5 protein-coding genes are annotated in these 20,582 nt (G+C 40.3%); all 5 read left to right on the top strand.

What is annotated here, in order from left to right:
* The first annotated feature begins 174 nt into the window (after positions 1–174).
* Entirely contained in the window at positions 175–747 is a 573-nt protein-coding gene (locus tag LMB56_RS07565; RefSeq protein ID WP_003665363.1) for an NADPH-dependent FMN reductase, read from the top strand.
* A complete protein-coding gene (locus LMB56_RS07560) occupies positions 747–1,997 on the top strand; it encodes an NAD(P)H-dependent oxidoreductase (protein WP_229283956.1) in 1,251 nt (416 codons plus the stop codon). The genes LMB56_RS07565 and LMB56_RS07560 overlap by 1 nt, the downstream gene beginning before the upstream one ends.
* A 2-nt stretch (positions 1,998–1,999) precedes the next feature.
* The gene (locus LMB56_RS07555) at positions 2,000–2,926 is read left to right on the top strand and encodes an FAD:protein FMN transferase (protein ID WP_144226483.1); all 927 of its coding nucleotides are present in this window, start codon (positions 2,000–2,002) and stop codon (positions 2,924–2,926) included.
* Between the two features lie 233 nt (positions 2,927–3,159).
* Entirely contained in the window at positions 3,160–12,135 is an 8,976-nt protein-coding gene (locus LMB56_RS07550; RefSeq protein ID WP_229283957.1) for a Rib/alpha-like domain-containing protein, read from the top strand.
* 364 nt (positions 12,136–12,499) lie between these two features.
* Positions 12,500–20,434 (top strand): Rib/alpha-like domain-containing protein, encoded by a 7,935-nt coding sequence (locus tag LMB56_RS07545; RefSeq protein WP_229283958.1) that lies wholly within the window; start codon positions 12,500–12,502, stop codon positions 20,432–20,434.
* Positions 20,435–20,582 lie beyond the last annotated feature (148 nt).

The following is a 20,582-nucleotide window of genomic DNA, read 5'->3' as shown; positions in this document are numbered from 1 at the left end:
GAAAAATCGCGTAATTAATTTTTAAAATGATAACTTAGCCAAACTTATAATCAATTGTTATGGAAATAGTCAATTAAGTGTGCATATTACTAATAATATGTTTTTTGATCGAGTAAAATATAGTAGAATAACAATGTGAAATGTTGCATAAATAACTTAAAGGAAGTGACACGTTTGAAAATTGCTGCAATTGCCGGGTCAAATGCTAATCATTCATACAACCGGATGTTATTAGAATTTATTGCCCGTCATTTTAGTGATGATGATATTGATGTGATTGATATTCGTCAAGTGCCAATGTTTAATGAAAATTATAAGGGAAAGATTCCTGAGGTTGTTGCTGATATTGATCGTCGTGTTTCAAGCGCCGACGCTGTTATTATTGCCAGCCCAGAATACAACCACTCTGTTACGTCTGCTTTGAAGAGTGTAATCGAATGGCTTTCCTATGAAGTTCACCCATTAGAAAATAAGCCGGTCATGATCATCGGTGCTTCTACCCACGACCAAGGCTCATCCCGTTCCCAAGTTCAATTACGAGATATTTTAATCTCACCAGGTGTTAATGCTTATATTTTCCAAAACGAAGAGTTCTTTATGAGTGATGCTGCTCATATCATTGATAAAGATGGCGATATTACTAACGAAACCACTATTCATTTCTTAGAAAAATGTATGCGTGAATTCAAACACTACGCCAAGGCAATCAATCGCATGGTTGCTGAAAAGAAGGAGGCGAACAAGTAATGAAAATCCTTGCTTTAGTCGGAACAAATGCCAATTTCTCATATAACCGGATTTTGCTTAAATACATGAAAAAGCACTTCCGTCAAATGGCTGATATTGAGATCGCTGAAATTAGCCAATTGCCAGCATTTAGCGTTGATACTCCTCTTTCTGAACAAACAGAGGTATGGAAGTTAAAGCAAAAGGTTAAGGCAGCTGATGGGATTATCTTCTCTACTCCTGAATATGACCATGGTATTCCTGCGGCCTTGAAGAGCACGGTTGAATGGCTTTCCTACAAGACCGATGTGTTAAAGCATAAGCCTGTTATGGTTGTCGGTGTATCTTATGGACGTCAAGCTTCTGCGAGATCACAAGTTCAAATGCGGCAGATCTTAGTTTCTCCTGACTGTGACGCTAATTTGTTGCCAGGAAATGAAGTTTTGATTGGTAATGCTAGTCATTCCTTCTCAAAAGATGGCCGGTTAGTTAATGCGGAAGCCCGTGATAACCTTGAAATCTGCTTTACCCATTTTGTGGAATACATTCAAATCTTTGAAAATGCAAATAAGGAGGGACTGGATATGTCCATTAAACAACCAACGATCAGTGAAGCGTACATCAACTTCCCAACTGGTCGGTTGACATTAAAAGAAGTTCAACAAATCTTCAGTACAATCCCATTTGAAATTGACTTAATCGACAGTACTGACCATTTCGCATGGTTCTCTGACAAGCCAAATCGGGAACACGTTCGGAATGTAGCTTCTCTCGGGGAAACTGTTCAAGAATGTCATCCACCATTGGCTGTTCCTGCTGTTATGAAGATTATTAACAGTTTCCGGAATGGTGAAAAAGACGTTGTTACCCGCCCATTATGGATGAATGGTCACCGTTCATTGATCCAATACTACGCTTTACGTGATGTTAATGGTCATTACCTTGGAACCATCGAATTTACTGGTAGTGTGGAATACATTCTTAACCTCTTCGAAAATGGTGCATGGAGTACTGATGGTAATACTGGTGCTTCTAAGCATGAAGATGCTAGCGACAACAGTGAAGAAGCTGACAGTGTTGACGCATCAACTGGTGCTTCAGAATCAAGCGATGAGGATAACACTGACAATGCTAGCGAAGTGGTTGCGACCCCAGCCCCAGCAGCAAATGACGATACTGATGCAGACGCTACAACAGGCGCATCCGATGCAGGCAGCGTAGACGCAAATGATGATGAGGCAGATGCTACAACAGGTGCATCCGAAAACTAATTATGAATAATGAATTGATGGCGCAACGGCATGTGATGACTCATCACGCTCTTGGAACTCGCATAAATTTAACGATTTTTGGTAACGAATATTTTTCGTTGTTAAAGAAATCAATGGACCTAATTGACCACTATGAGGATCAATTAACGGTTAATCGTAATGAATCAGAAGTAATGTCGGTAAATCATGGTGCAGGGAAAACCCCGAAAATGGTATCGCCAACAACTTTTGACCTCATTGAACTGGCAGTGAAATATAGTCGTGAAAACTTTGGCTTTAACGCTTTGATTGGCCCGTTAGTAAAACTATGGAAAATCGGCTTTGCAGGGGCGCACGTGCCAAGTGATGCTGAGATCAAAGAGCGGTTAAAGTTGATCGACCCTTATAAAGTATTACTGAACCGAGACGCACGGACGGTATATTTAGAAGAGCCGGGGATGGAATTAGACCTTGGCGGGATTGCAAAAGGCTATATTGCGGACCGTATTCGTGATCTTTGGATTGAAGCCGGAGTTCCCGCGGGAATTATCGACTTAGGGGGTAACCTCTTATTTGTTGGTAAGTCACCACGGCGGGATGATGGCCAGTGGATTATCGGTGTGCAGGATCCGCAACTGCATCGTGGTGAAAATTTAGCAACTGTCCGCGAGCCGGCTTGTTCGGCAGTTACATCTGGGATTTATGAACGATTTTTGATCAAAAATGGTCGTCGTTATCACCATTTACTAGATCCTCGGACTGGATACCCGTTAGAGACTGATTTGAGCAGTGTGACTGTTTTTACTGATCAATCAGTAATGGGTGAAATTGAGGCTAAGCGACTCTTCTTCAATGGTGAACCAATCACAGGCTGGGAAGCGCGTCCTGGTAACCGTGGCGCTATCTTTATTCATAATGATGAATCAATGGTAAATGTTGGTTTTGAATAAAATTTAATTTCATTTAAGCGTAGGTAAACGAAATGTTCACCTACGCTTTTTTGTTTATTACATGATTAGTTTTTCATGTAATAAAATATTTTTAAAAATTTCTTCTCCTTACTCTCGCAATAGTTCTATAACTATCTGCGAGGCTTGCCGATTGAAAAAAAAAAAAAACGCATATAATTCAGGGCGTAAACTAATAAATTAAGTTATAGATTATTATTGGGAGGGATAATTGTATGTTATCAAAGAATAATCGAAAGGAACAATTCCGCAAGCAAGAGCCGAAAAAGCAACGTTTTGCAATTAAAAAGCTCACTGTCGGGGTTGCTTCAGTCCTTATTGGTTTTACATTTATGGGAATGAATGCTTCTGCTAATACAACTGCAGAAGCAAATAGTGGAGCTGGCGATCAAGCAGTCGAAGAACCAAGTAGTGAGGCTACTAATCAGAACTCTCAGACTAGCCAAGTTACTTTAACTAATTCTGCTAGTGCGGAAAACAGTTCATCGGCTACCACAGCTAGTGCTCAAAGTTCGGCCGATCAGCAAGCTTCTCCTATATCAGACGAATACGCAAAGAAAGTTACTGAAAATACAGCTGCAAAGGTTGCTTCACAAACAAGTGCTGGTAGTCAATCAGCAGCTACTGTAACTAGTGACAATGCTAATAGTACTGCCAGAGAGAATTATAGCGCGCAATTATTTGCTCAATCCTTAGCTGCTGTTCCAGCTTCACAAGTGGCAACTACTTCAGAAGCACCTAAGACTTTGCGTGGTACGCAAACTCAGGATGTATCAGATTGGCAAGGCTTTGTTAATGCTATGAACGATTCTAGCGTTGGTATCATTAATTTAACGGGCGATATTACTGTTGCTAATAAGGGTACTAACATTAATGGTATTACCCGCCCTAATCCGCTAGTTAACAGTGGAAAAATGAACTTAACAGGCTCTAACATCTCTGGTGGGTTAATTATTGATGGTCAAAACCATGCCATTAACTTCGGTGCTAACTACTTAAGTTTTGATACTAATAATCAAAAAGATAGTAATCCTTGGGACATTGATTTCAAGAACTTAACTATCAATGCAGATGGTTATGACAAGAGTTGGTCAACTTTAGGTGGTGCATTCAGTCCAATTTATATGGGCGGGGATGACATTACTCCTAGTCTTTTAGCTAAAAATAAGGTTACCTTTGAAAATGTGACTGCTGATGTTAAGAATGGTGCTTTCTATAACACCACTATGGCAAGATTAACTGGAGACGATCCATATACTACAGTAACTTTTAAGGGTAATAATAATATTACTGTTGAAGCTGTAAATGTAGATGGTAATCAACTTTATAACTATTCAAGTGCAGTTTCAGCTTCCCACATTATTTTTGCAAATGATACTAATACCATCTTTAACGTAAGTACAGCTAAGACTAACAATGATCAAAACGCTGGTGGAAACATCTTGCGTGCTAAGGTTGAAGATGAGAAAAACGATACAGCTCCAGCGATTGATGTTCAACAAGGTGCTACTGTTACCTTAAATGGTAAGTCTACCGATGTTAAAGGTATGCTTGTAAATAGTGCGATTACCGGTACAGTTCAAGTCGATGGTAATTTAAATGCCAACATGGCAGATGGTCACTCAATGGCTATTTGGGCTGGTAATTTAAACATTGGTAAGACTGGTAATGTTACTATTAATACTGAACAAAGTAATGATGGATCAGGTACTAATGGGGTAACCAATTATAATGGTGCTCACTTTGCCCCAATTTCATTAGGTGTCGGATTTGCTGCTAATGTTACTAACGCCGACTCAAACTTATTAGATAATGCAGGGACTTTAACTGTTATTAGAACAGGTAATAATAATACCTCGACTACACCATTAATTTCATTTGGTTCTGGTAATGGTACTGGTGCAATCTTTACCTTAAACGTTCATGATGGTGCCACATTGGACTTGCAAGACGGTGCTAATTCTTCATATGCAGGCTCTATTGATAACACTCCTCACTCAGGTTTGGTTACTATGTGGGGAAGCGGCAACGGAACAGCTACTTACTCTGATAACGTTTCAATTACCAATCCTAAGTATGTGAACTTGCAACGTACCGGTAGTCAAACAGGTACCTTATTCCGTCTTGAAGACCAAAATAACCATGTAAATGTTCAAAGTAATGGTGCCGGTAATCCATTACCATTTGCACAATGGGATGAAAGTAACAAACAAGCAACTCCTTCACATTATTGGTACATTAACAATTTAATTACCCAAAACAACTGGGGGAACAATTCTATTACAGGATTTACTGCTCAAGGAAATGCCATCGGTCAAAGTGGAAAGGGACAAGATAAGTTCCTACACTCTAACGGCACTGTGACCTTTGGTGGAAGTCAAGCAGGCTTGAATCAATATCAGTATAAAGATGGTACTATTACTCAAGGTCAACCTAATCCAGGCGTTACCTACCAAACTCCATACTTAAATAACTTCTTAAATGACTTTAGTTGGTGGACTCCACAAAGAATTTCTATGGGTACTAACCTCGAAACTAAAGTAACACCAACTGATGCAGAAAAGTATCAACCAGTAGTTCAAACTATTGATGGTAACACTAACCAAACTTTAAGTGATTTAACTGCTAAAGACGGGATCAAAGGCTTACTTTCTAGCGATGGTACTGTAACTACTGATCTTTCTTCTGTTAAGAACGTAAGCTGGTATGATGCAGCGACTGATGCTACTGAATGGAAGACTGTCATGGGCAATGAAGCAGAACCAACTAACCCAACTGGCAATCTTAAGACTAGTGATAAGTCAGCTTGGGCAAAAGTAACCTACACTGATGGTTCTGTTGATTTTGCAAATATTCCATTGAACATTACTCAACCAATGGCAGAAACTTACACCCCATCATACAAACCAGTAAACGTTGAACAAGGTCAAACTGCTACTGATGAGCCATCATTTACTGATCAAGATGGCAAGGATGTTACTGTACCAACAGGAACCACATTTACGACTGGTACTGATACACCAAACTGGGCTAATATTGATCCATCAACTGGTACTGTAACTGTAAAACCAGGTACAGATGTAACTCCAGGTGCTTACAATGTTCCAGTAACTGTAACTTACCCAGACAAGAGTACTGATGAGACTACTGTTCCAGTAATTGTCACTAAGGCTGGTCAAACAGTAACTTGGGGTGATAATGGTGCAGTTGTAACTAGCGTTGATACTTCTAAACTTAACGCTCATGAAACTACTGAAAATTCACAAGTTCTTTCTGCTGCTGGCGTTGTAACTGCAGAAGGTTACGAATTAACAGATGGCAAACTTTCAACTACAGCTACTCCAATTACGATTGATCCATCAACTGTAAGTTGGACTACAACTCCAGATACTAATGTTGAGACCGCAACTGCAGCAGGTAAGGAAATTACTACTAGTGTTAATGTTGATTTTACTAATAATGATGCAGCTAAGAACATTCTAGGCTCAAAGAATGGTGTGGTAACTACTAATCCATTCACTATTGATGCTAATGGTGCTGGTGCTAAGGCTGTAAGTGCTCCAGTTGATATTAAACTTGGTTCAGATTTAACTAGTGAACAATTCAATCAATTAGTAGACAACAATATTCCAACTGATGAAATTGCAAAGACGGAATGGGCAACTAAGCCTAATGAACAAGGTCAAGGCGGAGTAATCAAGATTACCTTTACTGATAAGGATGCTAATGGTAATCCAACTTACTTGAACATTAATATTCCAGCAAGTTCAATCAAGGTAACTACTGATGCAGAAACCAATACCCCACAAGGTCAAGACGTTTCAACTAAGGTCGGCGAAGTTCCAGATCCAGCCGAAGGTATCAAGAACAAGGGCGACTTACCAGATGGAACTAAGTACACTTGGCAAGACACTCCAGATACCACTAAACCAGGTAAGAAACCAGCAGTTGTTGTCGTAACTTATCCAGATGGCTCAACAGATAACGTTCCAACTAATGTAATTGTTGATGCTAAGCCAGAGATTAAGACTATTACTACTACTGTTGGTGGAGATCCAGCTGCTACTGAAGGTATTGCTAACTTGAATAAGGGTGGTAATACTCCAGTTGATGGTTATCCAACAAGTGCAACTTGGACTACTAAACCAGATACTTCAAAGCCAGGAGCAACTACTGGTACTGCTACCGTAACTTACCCAGATGGTACTACTGAGACCGTTACTATTCCTGTTGCTGTAAATGGTCAAGGTGATGTTACTGTTATCGATAATGGTCATGTCTTCAGCTTGCATGCTAATGATGTAATAACTCACAAGACTTCAGACAAGAACATTATTGGTGGACCAGTAATTGAAAACTTTAAGTTAAGCTACTACCAAGGTGGTCAAAACTATAGTAAGCCATATATTTACACTTTGAATGCTGATAAGACTGCATATGTTCTTACCCAAACTGGTGATAATCCATCTGGTGTAACTGTTACTGCTCCACAATCTATTAATGCTAGTGACATTAAGATCAGTTGGACTGAAGCAGACACTGTTCTATTCAATAATGCATTAGGTGCAATCAAGGGTAATGGTCAACCAACAAGTTTGGACTCAGAGAACAATGGTGGAACCAAGACGATTACTTATACTAACTGGGTAAATAATCAATTTGGTTATCCTAAGTATTCAGCTATTGTTAACAGTTCAAGTGTAAACTGGCCAATTTATGGTAAAGGTCCAGTATCCACTTATCCATTCCCATCAGTTTACATTTACGGTGCCGAAGCTAATGGTACTATTCCAAGTGTTTACTCAGATACTCCTGATTTGAAGGCTGCTTTAGGGGATGCTTCAAAGTTTGTAAATACTAGTGATTTAACTGCTGATCATAACGCTAAAATTAGTTCAGTTGACTGGCAAACTTTACCAAGTCTTACTGAAGCTAATGCTAAGGCTCCGGCAACAGTTAGAATTAACTTTACTGATGGCAGTTATCTTGATGTTCCAGTAGCTGTAAATGTAATCAAGGTTGATCAAGGTGTTGATGATAAGACTAACCACGACCTTTACCGTGACATCACTCGGACGATTAACGTTCAAGGTGAAGATAAGCCATACATTCAACATGTTATCTACAGTCGTGCTGAGATAACTGATCTTTCTAAGCCAGCAGGCCAACAAGTAACTTACACTAACTGGGTTGCTGCTAAGAATAGTGAAGGTCAAGTAGTAACTAACTTCCCACAATATGAAGTAACTAAACCTGGCTACACTGCTACTGCAACTGACGGTACAGGTGCTAACGTTCAACTTGAAAGCAAGGATGGTCAACAATATGTTCCAGCTTCAGGAACTATTGCCCCAGATTCATCAAATGAAACTGTTAATGTAACTTACACTGCTAACGAACATACTTTAGTAATTAATTATGTTGACGGTAATGGTAATGTGGTAGGTACTTACAATGTTCCAGGTAAGACTGATGAAACTGTTAATATTGATGTACCTGGAAATGTTCCAACTAACTGGAAACTAGTTCCAAATCAACAAGTTATCGGATCTTACAAGTTCGGTTCAGATGATCCACAACCTGTAGATTACAAGGTTGAACACGGTACTGAAAATGTTCCAGTTGATGAGAATAATAAAGACACTTACCGGAAGATTACCCAAACTATCCAAGAAGTACCAGCAGGCAAGACTAATGCTGATATGACTGTAGTAAGAACTGTTTCAGTTGAATTTAAACGTACTGGTGTGAAGGACTTAGTAACTGGAAAGACTACTTGGAATGCATGGAACTCAAACAGCGAAACTTTCCCAGCTTACAACATTAAGGAACAAAAGGGCTACGACAGTTACGTAAATGGTGTTAAGGCAACCGAAGTAGCAGCAGTAACAGTAAATCCAGATTCGAGCGATATTACTGATACCATTACTTATGTAAAACAAGCTGCAACTCCAGTGCCATATGATCCTTCAAACAAGGATATGAATAAGTCAGTAACCCGTACCATTAACTACGAAGTACCAGCAGGACATGAAGTAATTGCTCCTGTAACACAAACTGTAGAATACACTCGTGATGTTAACGGTGTCGCAGGATACCAAGATCCAGTGACTGGTGAGATTACTTGGAATCCATGGCACGTTAAGAGTGGTAAAGCCGAATTTGCTTCAGCTAGTGTAGAACAAATCAAGGGTTACGACTCATACGTAGATGGTACCAAGGCAACTGAAGTAGCAGCTGCTGCAGTAACAGAAAAAGATGGTGTCCCACAAAATGGTGCCAACGTCACAGTAAGTTACCAAAAGCAAGCTGATACGGTAGTACCATACGATCCTTCAAGCAAGGATATGAATATGTCGGTAACTCGTACTATTAACTACGAAGTACCAGCAGGACATGAAGCAATTGCCCCAGTAACGCAAACTGTAGAATACACTCGTGATTTTAACGGTGTCGCAGGATACCAAGATCCAGTCACAGGTGAGATTACTTGGAATGCATGGCACGTTAAGAGTGGTAAGACAGAATTTGCTTCTGCAGCAGTAGAACAAATCAAGGGTTACGATTCCTATGTCGATGGTACCAAGGCAACCGAAGTAGCAGCAGCTCAAGTGACAGAAAAAGATGGTGTCCCACAAAATGGTGCCACTGTTACCGTAAGTTACCAAAAGCAAGCTGATACGGTAGTACCATACAAACCAGGTCAAGAAGGTGTCAACGATGACATGAACCAATACGTAACTCGTACTATCGTGGTTCATGAACCTGGTAAAGACCCAGTAAGTCATGACCAAACCGTTCACTTTACTCGCGAAGATGCTCAAGGTAATGCTGGGTACACTGATCCCGTTACTGGTGAGACTACTTGGAACGCATGGCATGTAGCAGGTGAACTTAACCAACCAAATGGTACGTGGGCAGAATTTAATGCACCAACAGTTAAGGGATATACTCCAAGTCAAGCTGAAGTAGCTGCTGAAGAAGTTACTGCTGAAACTAAGGATGTTACTGTTGACATTAACTATGCTCCAGTAGCCCCAACTGGTCAAAATGTAACTACTAAGGTCGGCGAAGTACCAGATGCAGACCAAGGTATTGCCAACAAGGGTGATTTACCAGATGGTACTAAGTACTCATGGAAGACAACCCCGGATGTAACTACTGAAGGTAATAAACCAGCTGTAGTTGTAGTAACTTACCCAGGCGGCTCAACTGTTGAAGTTCCGGTTACCGTAACTGTAACTAAGAACCCAACAGATGCGGACAAGTACACACCGGAAGGTCAAGACGTTGATACCAAGACTGGAGTTGTCCCAGACCCAGCCGAGGGTATCAAGAACAAGGGCGACTTGCCAGATGGCACGAAGTACACCTGGAAAGACACGCCAGATGTAAGTACTGAAGGAAATAAGCCAGCCACGGTTGTAGTAACTTACCCAGATGGTTCCAAGGACGAAGTTCCCGTAACCATCCACGTCACGAATCCAGCAACAGATGCGGACAAGTACACACCGGAAGGTCAAGACGTTGATACCAAGACTGGAGTTGTCCCAGACCCAGCCGAGGGTATTAAGAACAAGAGCGACTTGCCAGATGGCACGAAGTACACCTGGAAGGAAACGCCAGATGTAACGACAGCTGGTAATAAGCCAGCTACGGTTGTAGTAACTTATCCAGACGGTTCAAAGGATGAAGTTCCCGTAACCATTCACGTAACGAACCCAGCAACGGATGCGGACAAGTACACACCGGAAGGCCAAGACATTGATACCAAGACCGGTGTTGTCCCAAATCCAGCCGAGGGTATCAAGAACAAGGGTGACTTGCCAGACGGCACGAAGTACACCTGGAAAGACACGCCAGATGTAACAACAGCCGGTAATAAGCCAGCTACGATTGTGGTAACCTACCCAGATGGCTCGAAGGACGAAGTCCCAGTAACTATTCACGTAACGAACCCAGCAACAGATGCGGACAAGTACACACCGGAAGGTCAAGACATTGATACCAAGACTGGAGTTGTCCCAGACCCAGCCGAGGGTATCAAGAACAAGGGTGACTTGCCAGAAGGTACGAAGTACACCTGGAAAGACACGCCAGATGTAACGACAGCCGGTAATAAGCCAGCTACGGTTGTAGTAACTTACCCAGATGGCTCGAAAGACGAAGTTCCCGTAACAGTACACGTAACGAATCCAACAACAGATGCGGACAAGTACACACCGGAAGGTCAAGACATTGATACCAAGACTGGAATTGTCCCAGACCCAGCCGAGGGTATCAAGAACAAGGGTGACTTGCCAGACGGCACTAAGTACACCTGGAAAGAAACACCAGATGTAACAACAGCCGGTAATAAGCCAGCTACGATTGTGGTAACTTACCCAGATGGTTCGAAGGATGAAGTCCCAGTAACCATCCACGTCACGAACCCAGCAACGGATGCGGATAAGTACACACCAGAAACGCAACCAATTACTACTCCAGAAGGTAAGGTTCCAGATCCAGCCGACGGGATTAAGAACAAGGCTGATCTCCCCGATGGCACCAAGTACACTTGGACAAACCCAGACCAAGTAGCACAAGATGTTAAGACGCCAGGTTCTCACACCGAAACAATTACTGTTCGTTATCCAGACGGTTCAGAAGATACGGTTACAGTAACTGTTAATGTTCCCGCACCTGAGGGACAAAATATCACAACTGATCAAGGTAAACTCCCTAACCCTGCAGATGCAATTAAGAACAAGGATCAGATGCCGGATGGAACAACTTACACTTGGAAGCAAGAACCTGATGTTTCTACTCCTGGTGATCACACTGGTGTAGTTGAAGTCCACTTCCCAGACGGAACTACCTATGAAGTAACCGTTGATGTTCATGTAGATGCTGTAAACCCCGATAATGGCGGAAACATGAACTCCGATAATGGTTCAATTGATCATCAAAACGGTACTGAAATTAATAATGGCAATATGACGAATGCTAATAACGGTTCAGTAATCGAAAACGTAACTGGTCAAACACAAAATAGTGCAACTAACAGTACTAGCCAGCAACCAGCGAAGACATTGCCACAAACTGGTAATGATTCTTCTAAGTTCAGTGCATTAGCTGGCTTGAGTCTTGCTGCTTTCGCAAGTCTCTTCGGCTTCGCGGGTCACGATAAGAAGCGCAAAGCTGATAAATAATTAAGATAACATCATTTCTCTCCCCCCCTGAAAGATATAACTTAATTAAAAGCGCTGAACTAAATAAGAGGCTAGGAGTTAACTATTAATTCTTTTGCCTTATATGAAAATCCGAACTACAATTTTCGCTTTTACGAAATTGTGGTTCGGATTTTTGCTTTTTAAATTTAAGTTTAATGATTTAAGACGGTATGATATTTTCGCAAATTATATAAAATATTTTTTAACATAATCACATTTGTTAAATGATGTTTCTGATAAAACGTTATAGGTGTTAATAATTTAAAAAATATAAAAAAGGAAGTAAGATTAATAATGGTAATGATTTATGTATTAGTATGATGTTTTGGGGGAGGAGCAAATTATGTTGTCAAAGAATAATCGAAAAGAACAACTTTTGAAGCAAGAACCTAAGAAGCAACGGTTTACAATTAAGAAGCTGACGATTGGGGTTGCTTCAGTATTAATCGGTTTTACATTTATGGGAATGAATGCTTCTGCAGATGCGACAACAGATACTCATAGTAATACTGCTAATCAAGAAGCAATTCAAACAAATATCGATTCAGGTTCAAAAACACTAAATAACGAGCAGACTAATTCATCTAACTCGGTTGCAAATGGAAGCACAAATAATACGGTGTCAAATGATGCCAATAATCAAAATTTGGTAACAAGTCAAGGGATTGATCAAAATAAAATTGCACAAAATACGACTGCAGAGCCTGCGCAAAATAGTCAAGTTCAATCAGTCAATGACTATTCTCAATTCTTGAACGCTTTACAAAATAAAAATATAAGTACAATTACCTTAGATAAGAATATTGATTTCAGTAATGCTAATTTAAATAATGGTAGCTATCAGGATATAAACAACTATGGAATTGCCCGTACAGTAACAATTGATGGTCAAAACCAATATGCTTTAAATATGGGAAATAACTACATTGACCTTGACAGTAATACTTACTATGAGCCAAACGCAAGTAACCCTACCCGCAATTGGAATGTTATTTTAAAGGATTTAAATCTTCAAACAACTAGTGGATATGGTCCATTTTGGTTTAACGGCGCAACTTCTAACGACAGTACATTGACCTTTAATGGAGTTACAACAAGTAAAGACTCAGGTCAATTACTTAATAATTCAACTGCTTCCTCATATCCTAATGTCAATGTTAGTTTTGAGGGACAGAATAAATTACAAGGCAGTCTAAATAATTCAAATATTACTAGTTCAGCTTTAATTCAAGCAAATAATGTTAACTTTAGTAATGGGTCGACCGTATTTACGGCAAATAATAATAGTTCAAGTGACTTAGCAGATATTGAGGCCTCGGGTAATGTTGTGGTAGATGGTAGTGCTCAAGTTGATTTTAACAGTGAAGCTACTTCAAATATGGCAGGTATTTCATTTGCTGAAGGTGGCGCTGGCAATCAAACAATTGATAATGCAACTTCAGGCGTATTACGTTTGATGCCTAATGCCCAAGTAACAATGGAATTGGGTTCTGGAGCTTCGATGGGAGTTAACAATGCAAGTAATCTTGATCTCCAAGATAATTCTTCATTAAAAATTACCACTAGCAAAATGAATAGTACTGGCTTTCGTTCTGCTGGTTTGGTTGGATTAGATTATGATGGTGATACTAATGATAGTACGGTAAGAATCAGTCCCAATGCAGTCCTTTCTGTTATTAGAACTAACGTAACTAATTCTGATGCACCGTTACTTGCGATGGGACCAAACAGTGGAAATGGTGAAATTTATCATCTTGAAGTAAATAGCGGAAGTTTGAATTTGCAAGATTCTGCTTACTCATCCTACTTGCCTTCCTCCTATACCTTGTCTAAGAGTCAGTATAGTGGTGGCTGGCCAGCTATTTTGACCATGTGGGGAACGAGTAGTCAAAACTACATTAACTTCAATAATGCGAAATTAATTAATTTACAGCGGACAGCACCTAACAAACCAGGATATTTAATTAAAACTGAAGGTGCAGGAGATTATGCATATCACCAGACCCATATTGTAATTAATTCACCTGATAGTGCCTACAATACTCCATTGACTATAATTCCAGCTGGTGAAACTAAGCCGGTAACTTGGAATGTTAAATATTTGAATAATACTAGTCAAGGTGGGGACTATGCGTATGCCTTTCGTTCATATCGCGATTTTGGTGATTGGAACAATGTAGGTTCTGAATATATGAATGGATCAGTTAATGATAATACTCCAGCTAAGGGAGTTAATGAAGTTATATTAACGCCGAGTGCTTCTGATCCTGGCTCAAATAGTTTTTCTAATGGCGCAATTGTACCTGAGGGAAGTGAAACCAAGGCCTCAAAAGCTTTGAATAATTTTATTAATCACTTTAGTTGGTGGAATACTTCAGGCGTTAAATTTGGCTCAAGCTTAGACGAAAATAATCAATACACTCCATCATATAAACCAGTAACTGTTGAACAAGGCCAATCTGCTACTGATAATCCAACTTTTACTAACCAAGATGGCAAGGATGTTACTGCGCCAACTGGCACGACCTTTGCCACTGGAACTGATACACCAAACTGGGCTACTATTGATCCAGCAACTGGTACTGTAACTGTTAACCCGGGTACCGATGTGACTCCTGGTGCTTATAATGTCCCAGTAATTGTAACTTATTCAGATAAGAGCACTGATGACACTACTGTTCCGGTAATCGTTACTAAAGCTGGTCAAACAGTAACTTGGGGTGTTAATGGTGCAATTGTCACGACAGTTGATGTCTCTAAGCTTAATGCGCATGAAACTACTAAAAATTCACAAGTTCTTTCTGCTGGTAGCATTGTAACTGCAGAAGGTTACGAATTAACAGATGGCAAGCTTTCAACTACAGCAACTCCAATTACGATTGATCCATCAACTGTCAGTTGGACAACTACTCCAGATACCAACGTTGAAACTGCTACTGCTAGTGGTAAAGAAATTGAAAATAATTCTATTAAGATTGACTTTACTAACAATGATGCCGCTAAGAACATCCTAGGCTCAAAGAATGATATGGTAACTACTAATCCATTCACTATTGATGCTAAGGGTGCTGGTGCTAAGAATGTTACGGTTCCAGTTAACATTCAATATCAATCTGATTTAACTAGTGAACAATTTAACCAATTAGTAGATAATAATATTCCAAGCGACGAGATTGCATCTACCACTTGGGCAACTAAGCCGAATGAACAAGGTCAAGACGGTGTTATTAAGATCACCTTTACCGATAAAGCCGCAAATGGTGAACCAACCTACTTGAACGTTAATATTCCAGCAAGCTCAATCAAGGTAACTACTGATGCTGACAAGTACGCACCAAAAGGGCAAACTATCATTATTAAACAAGGTGAAATTCCTAGTGCTCCAGATGGAATTGGGAATAAAGATCAATTGCCAAAGAGCACAACTTACACTTGGCAAAATACTCCAAATAACAATGAGCCAGGTAAGAAGCCAGCCGTAGTTGTCGTCACTTACCCTGATGGTTCTAAGGCTAATGTACCAACTAATATAATTGTTGACGCAAATCCTGAAGTTAAACCAATTACTACTACAGTTAACGGAAATCCGGCTGCTACTGAAGGTATCGCCAACTTAGATAATGGTGGTACTACTCCAGTTGATGGTTATCCATCTAGCGCAACTTGGACTACTAAACCAGATACTTCAAAGCCGGGCGCAACTACTGGTACTGCTACAGTAACTTACCCAGATGGAACTACTGAAACAGTTACTATTCCTGTTGCTGTAAATGGTGGCGGCGATGTTGTTATTATTAATAATGGCCATGTCTTCAGTTTACATGCTAATAATGTTGTAACTCACAAGACTTCAGACAAGAACATTATTGGTGAACCAGTAATTGAAAACTTTAAGTTAAGCTACTATGAAGGAGGTCAGAACTATAGTAAGCCATATATTTACACTTTGAATGGTACTGGGACTGAATATATTCTGACTCAACCTGGTGATAATCCAATTGGTGTAACTGTTAATGCTCCACAATCTATTAATGCTAGTGAAATTAAGATTAATTGGACCGCAGCTGGTACTCCTTTATTCAGCAACGCATTAGGTGAAATCAAAGGTAATGGTCAACCATCAAGCTTAGTTTCTGATCATGATAACAATACTGGTACTCAAATCTATACTGGTAGTCAAAATGACCAATATGGGTATCCAATGTACTCAGCTACTGTTGACAGTTCAAGTGTAAACTGGCCGATTTATGGAAAAGGCCCAGTATCAACTTACCCATTCCCATCAGTTTACATTTATGGTGCTGAGGCTAATGGCACTATTCCATCAGTTAACTCAGATACAATTGATTTGAAGGCAGCTTTAGGGGATGCTTCAAAGCTTGTAAATACTAGTGATTTAACTGCTGCTCATAATGCTGAAATTAGTTCAGTTGTTTGGCAAAAATTACCATCACTTGAAGAAGCAAATGCTAAGGCTCCGGCAACAGTAAGAATTAACTTTATTGATGGTAGTTATCTTGATGTCCCGGTAGCTGTAAATGTGATTAAAGTTGACCAAGGCATTAATAACAAGACTAATTCCGAAATTTACCGGGATATTACTCGTACGATTAATGTTGAAGGTGAAAGTACTCCAGTTGTTCAACACGTTATCTACAGTCGTGCCAAAGTAACTAATCTTTCTAAGCCAGCAGGTCAACAAGTAACTTACACTAACTGGGCACCTGCTAAGAATAGTGAAGGTCAAGCAGTTACTATCTTCTCACAATTCAATGTAACTAAACCTGGCTATACTGCAACCGCCATTGGTGCTACTATTCAAACTAATGATGGTCAACAATACGTTCCAGCTTCTGCCACTATTACTCCAGATTCTCAAAATGAAACTGTTGATGTAACGTACACTGCTAATGAACATATGCTAGTAATTAATTATGTTGACGGTAATGGTAATGTGGTAGGTACTTACAATGTTCCTGGTAAGACTGATGAAACTGTTAATGTTGATGTACCTGAAAATGTTCCAACTAACTGGAAGTTAGTTCCAGGCCAACAAGTTATCGGATCTTACAAGTTTGGTTCAAATGATCCACAACCCGTAGATTACAAAGTTGAACATGGAACAGCAGTCGTTCCTGTTGATAAGAACAACAAGAATACTTACCGCACGATTACTCAAACTATCCAAAAAGTTCTAGTTGGACAGAATAAAGCTAAGACAGTACGAAGCATTATTGTTCCATTCCAACGTACAGGTATTAAAGACTTAGTAACTGGTGAGATTACTTGGAATGCATGGCAAGGTCCAGAAGGTTCGGTTGATAAAGATGGTCAATCAACCTACATGATTCCTGCTTACACCATTACCCCACAAAAAGGATACGATACTTATGTAAATGGTGAAAAGAACACTGCCAACCAAATTCCGGCCGTTGATGTAACTGCTGCCTCTAAAAACATTACTGATATTATTACTTATGTCAGAGAAGGTTCAACGCCAGTACCATACGATCCTTCAAACAAAGACATGAATATGTCAGTAACCCGAATCATTAACTATGAAGTCCCAACAGGTCATGCAACAATTACACCCGTAATACAAACGATTGAGTATATTCGAGACAACGATGGTGTGGCTGGTTACCGCGACCCAGTAACTGGTGACATTACTTGGAACCCATGGCATGTTAAGAATGGGGATGCTCAATTCCCATCAACTAGTGTTACTCAAATCACTGGCTATGACTCATATGTTGATGGTACAAAGACTACCGAAGTTCCTGCGGTTGATGTTGTAGAAAAAGATGGGACTCCACAAAATGGTAAGACTGTAACGGTTAACTATCAAAAGCAAGGTACTACTCAAACCGATGCTGACAAGTACACGCCAGAAGGTCAAGATGTGAACACCAAGACCGGCGTTGTTCCTGACCCAGCAGACGGGATTAAGAACAAGAGTGACTTACCAGAAGGAACTAAGTACACTTGGAAGAATACTCCAGATGTAACAACCGCTGGCGATAAAACAGGAACCGTTATTGTAACTTATCCAGACGGTTCTAAGGATGAAGTTCCAGTAACGATCCGCGTAACTAACCCAACAACAGATGCTGACAAGTACACTGCTGATGGTGGTAATATCACTGTTGATAAGGGCCATGTATTGACACCAACTGATGCTGAAAATGCGATTGTAAATCACTCTGACTTACCAGAAGGCACTACTTACACTTGGAAGTACGCGCCTGATACCAATACTGTTGGTAACAAGAATGGTGTTGTAACTGTAACTTACCCAGATGGTTCGGTTGATGAAGTCCCTGTAATGGTTCACGTTGTTGATGATGCTGATAAGTACGATCCACAAGGCCAAACTATCACTATTAAGAAGGGTGACCCAGTTCCATCAGCTGAACAAGGAATTAAGAATGCTTCTGAATTGCCAAGCGGCACCAAGTACACTTGGGATGTTGCTCCAGACCCAGCTAAGGTTGGCTCGCAGCCAGTAATTATTACTGTTAACTATCCAGATGGTTCACAAGACCAAGTTCCAACAACAGTTATCGTTACTGATACGACAACTCCAAGCGAAACAGATGCCGATAAGTATAATCCACAAGGTCAAGTAGTTAATGTTGATCGTGGTGCTAAACTTCCAGATGCTAGTGAGGGTATTGCTAATAAGGATACCTTGCCAGATGGTACTAAATACACTTGGAAGAATGCGCCAGATACTTCAACTACTGGTGATAAGCCGGCTGTAATTACAGTAACTTATCCAGATGGCTCAAAGGAAGATGTTCCTACGATTGTCCATGTCAACTCAACTGACGCTGACAAGTACACTCCACAAGGTCAAAACATTACTGTTGATAAGGGCGCTAAGGTTCCGGGTGCTGCCACTGCAATTACTAATAAGAGAGAATTGCCAGCTGACACCAAGTACACTTGGGAAACAACTCCAGACACTAATAAAGTTGGGGTTCAACCAGCAGTTGTTATTGTGACCTACCCAGACGGTTCACAAGATAACGTACCGGTCATTATTACGGTTAAGAACCCAGAAACTCAACCAGGAACTACGACTGATGTGGATAAGTACACTCCAGAAGGTGGCACAATTGTTACGACTATTGGTGCGAACTTAACTAATGATGCACCTGAAGGAATTGTCAACAAGGATGCCTTACCAGCTGGTACCAAGTACAGTTGGACAAATGGTACCCCATCAACAAGTCAAGCTGGGTTAACAATGCATTACGTAACGGTAACTTATCCAGATGGTTCAAGCGAAGTTGTACCAGTATATGTAAATGTTACTAGTGATGCGGATAAATATAGTCCAGAACCACAAACGGTTACTGTTAAGAAAGGCGAAACTCCAAACCCAGCTGATGGGATCAAGAATAAAGGTGACTTACCAGGTAGTACCAAGTATACTTGGAAGACTATTCCTGACACGACAACTTCGGGTGATAAGCCAGCTGTTATTGTTGTAACCTACCCAGATGGTTCAAATGATGAAGTTCCGACGGTTGTTCACGTCACAAACCCAGCAACGGATGCCGATAAGTACACGCCAGAAACACAACCAATTACTACTCCAGAAGGTAAAGTTCCAGACGCATCAGATGGTATTAAGAACAAGACTGATCTCCCTAATGGCACGAAGTACACTTGGACTGATCCAGATCGAGTCGCACAAGATGTCAAGAAGCCTGGTTCACATACTGAAACGATTACTATTACCTATCCAGACGGTTCAGAAGATACGGTTACAGTAACTGTTAATGTTCCTGCACCTGAGGGACAAAACATCACAACGGATCAAGGTCAACTCCCTAACCCTGCAGATGCAATTAAGAATAAAGACCAGATGCCAGCTGGAACAACTTACACTTGGAAACAAGAACCTGATGTTTCTACTCCTGGTGATCACACTGGTGTAGTTGAAGTTCGCTTCCCAGACGGAACTACCTCTGAAGTAACTGTTATTGTTCATGTCGATGCTGTAACTCCTGATAATGGTGGAAACATGCACTACGGTAATGGTTCAATTGATCATCAAAACGGTACTGAAATTAATAACGGTTCAGTAATCGAAAATGCAACTGAAAATAGTGTAACTAACAGTACTAGCCAGCAACCAGCGAAGACATTGCCACAAACTGGAAATGATTCTTCTAAGTTCAGTGCATTAGCTGGCTTGAGTCTTGCTGCTGTTGCAAGTTTCTTCGGTTTTGCAGACCACGATAAGAAACGCAAAGCTGATAAATAATTAAGATAACATCATTTCTCCCCCCTTGAAAGACATAAATTAATTAAAAGTGCTGAACTAAAGAAGTGCGGATACTCATCAAAAATGGTGAGTGTCCGCACTTCTTGCATTATTTATCTAACGATAAAATGTTTAGTGGTAGATAGGG

The organism is Limosilactobacillus reuteri (assembly GCF_020785355.1).
Taxonomy (GTDB): Bacteria; Bacillota; Bacilli; order Lactobacillales; family Lactobacillaceae; genus Limosilactobacillus; species Limosilactobacillus reuteri_I.
This window is presented reverse-complemented; position numbering and strand designations above follow the sequence as displayed.

What these genes read in the sequence shown, in the direction of transcription:
- LMB56_RS07545 (WP_229283958.1), top strand. Translation starts at nt 12,500, where the DNA reads ATGTTGTCAAAGAATAATCGAAAAGAACAACTTTTGAAGCAAGAACCT.
- LMB56_RS07560 (WP_229283956.1), top strand. Translation starts at nt 747, where the DNA reads ATGAAAATCCTTGCTTTAGTCGGAACAAATGCCAATTTCTCATATAAC.
- LMB56_RS07555 (WP_144226483.1), top strand. Translation starts at nt 2,000, where the DNA reads ATGAATAATGAATTGATGGCGCAACGGCATGTGATGACTCATCACGCT.
- LMB56_RS07550 (WP_229283957.1), top strand. Translation starts at nt 3,160, where the DNA reads ATGTTATCAAAGAATAATCGAAAGGAACAATTCCGCAAGCAAGAGCCG.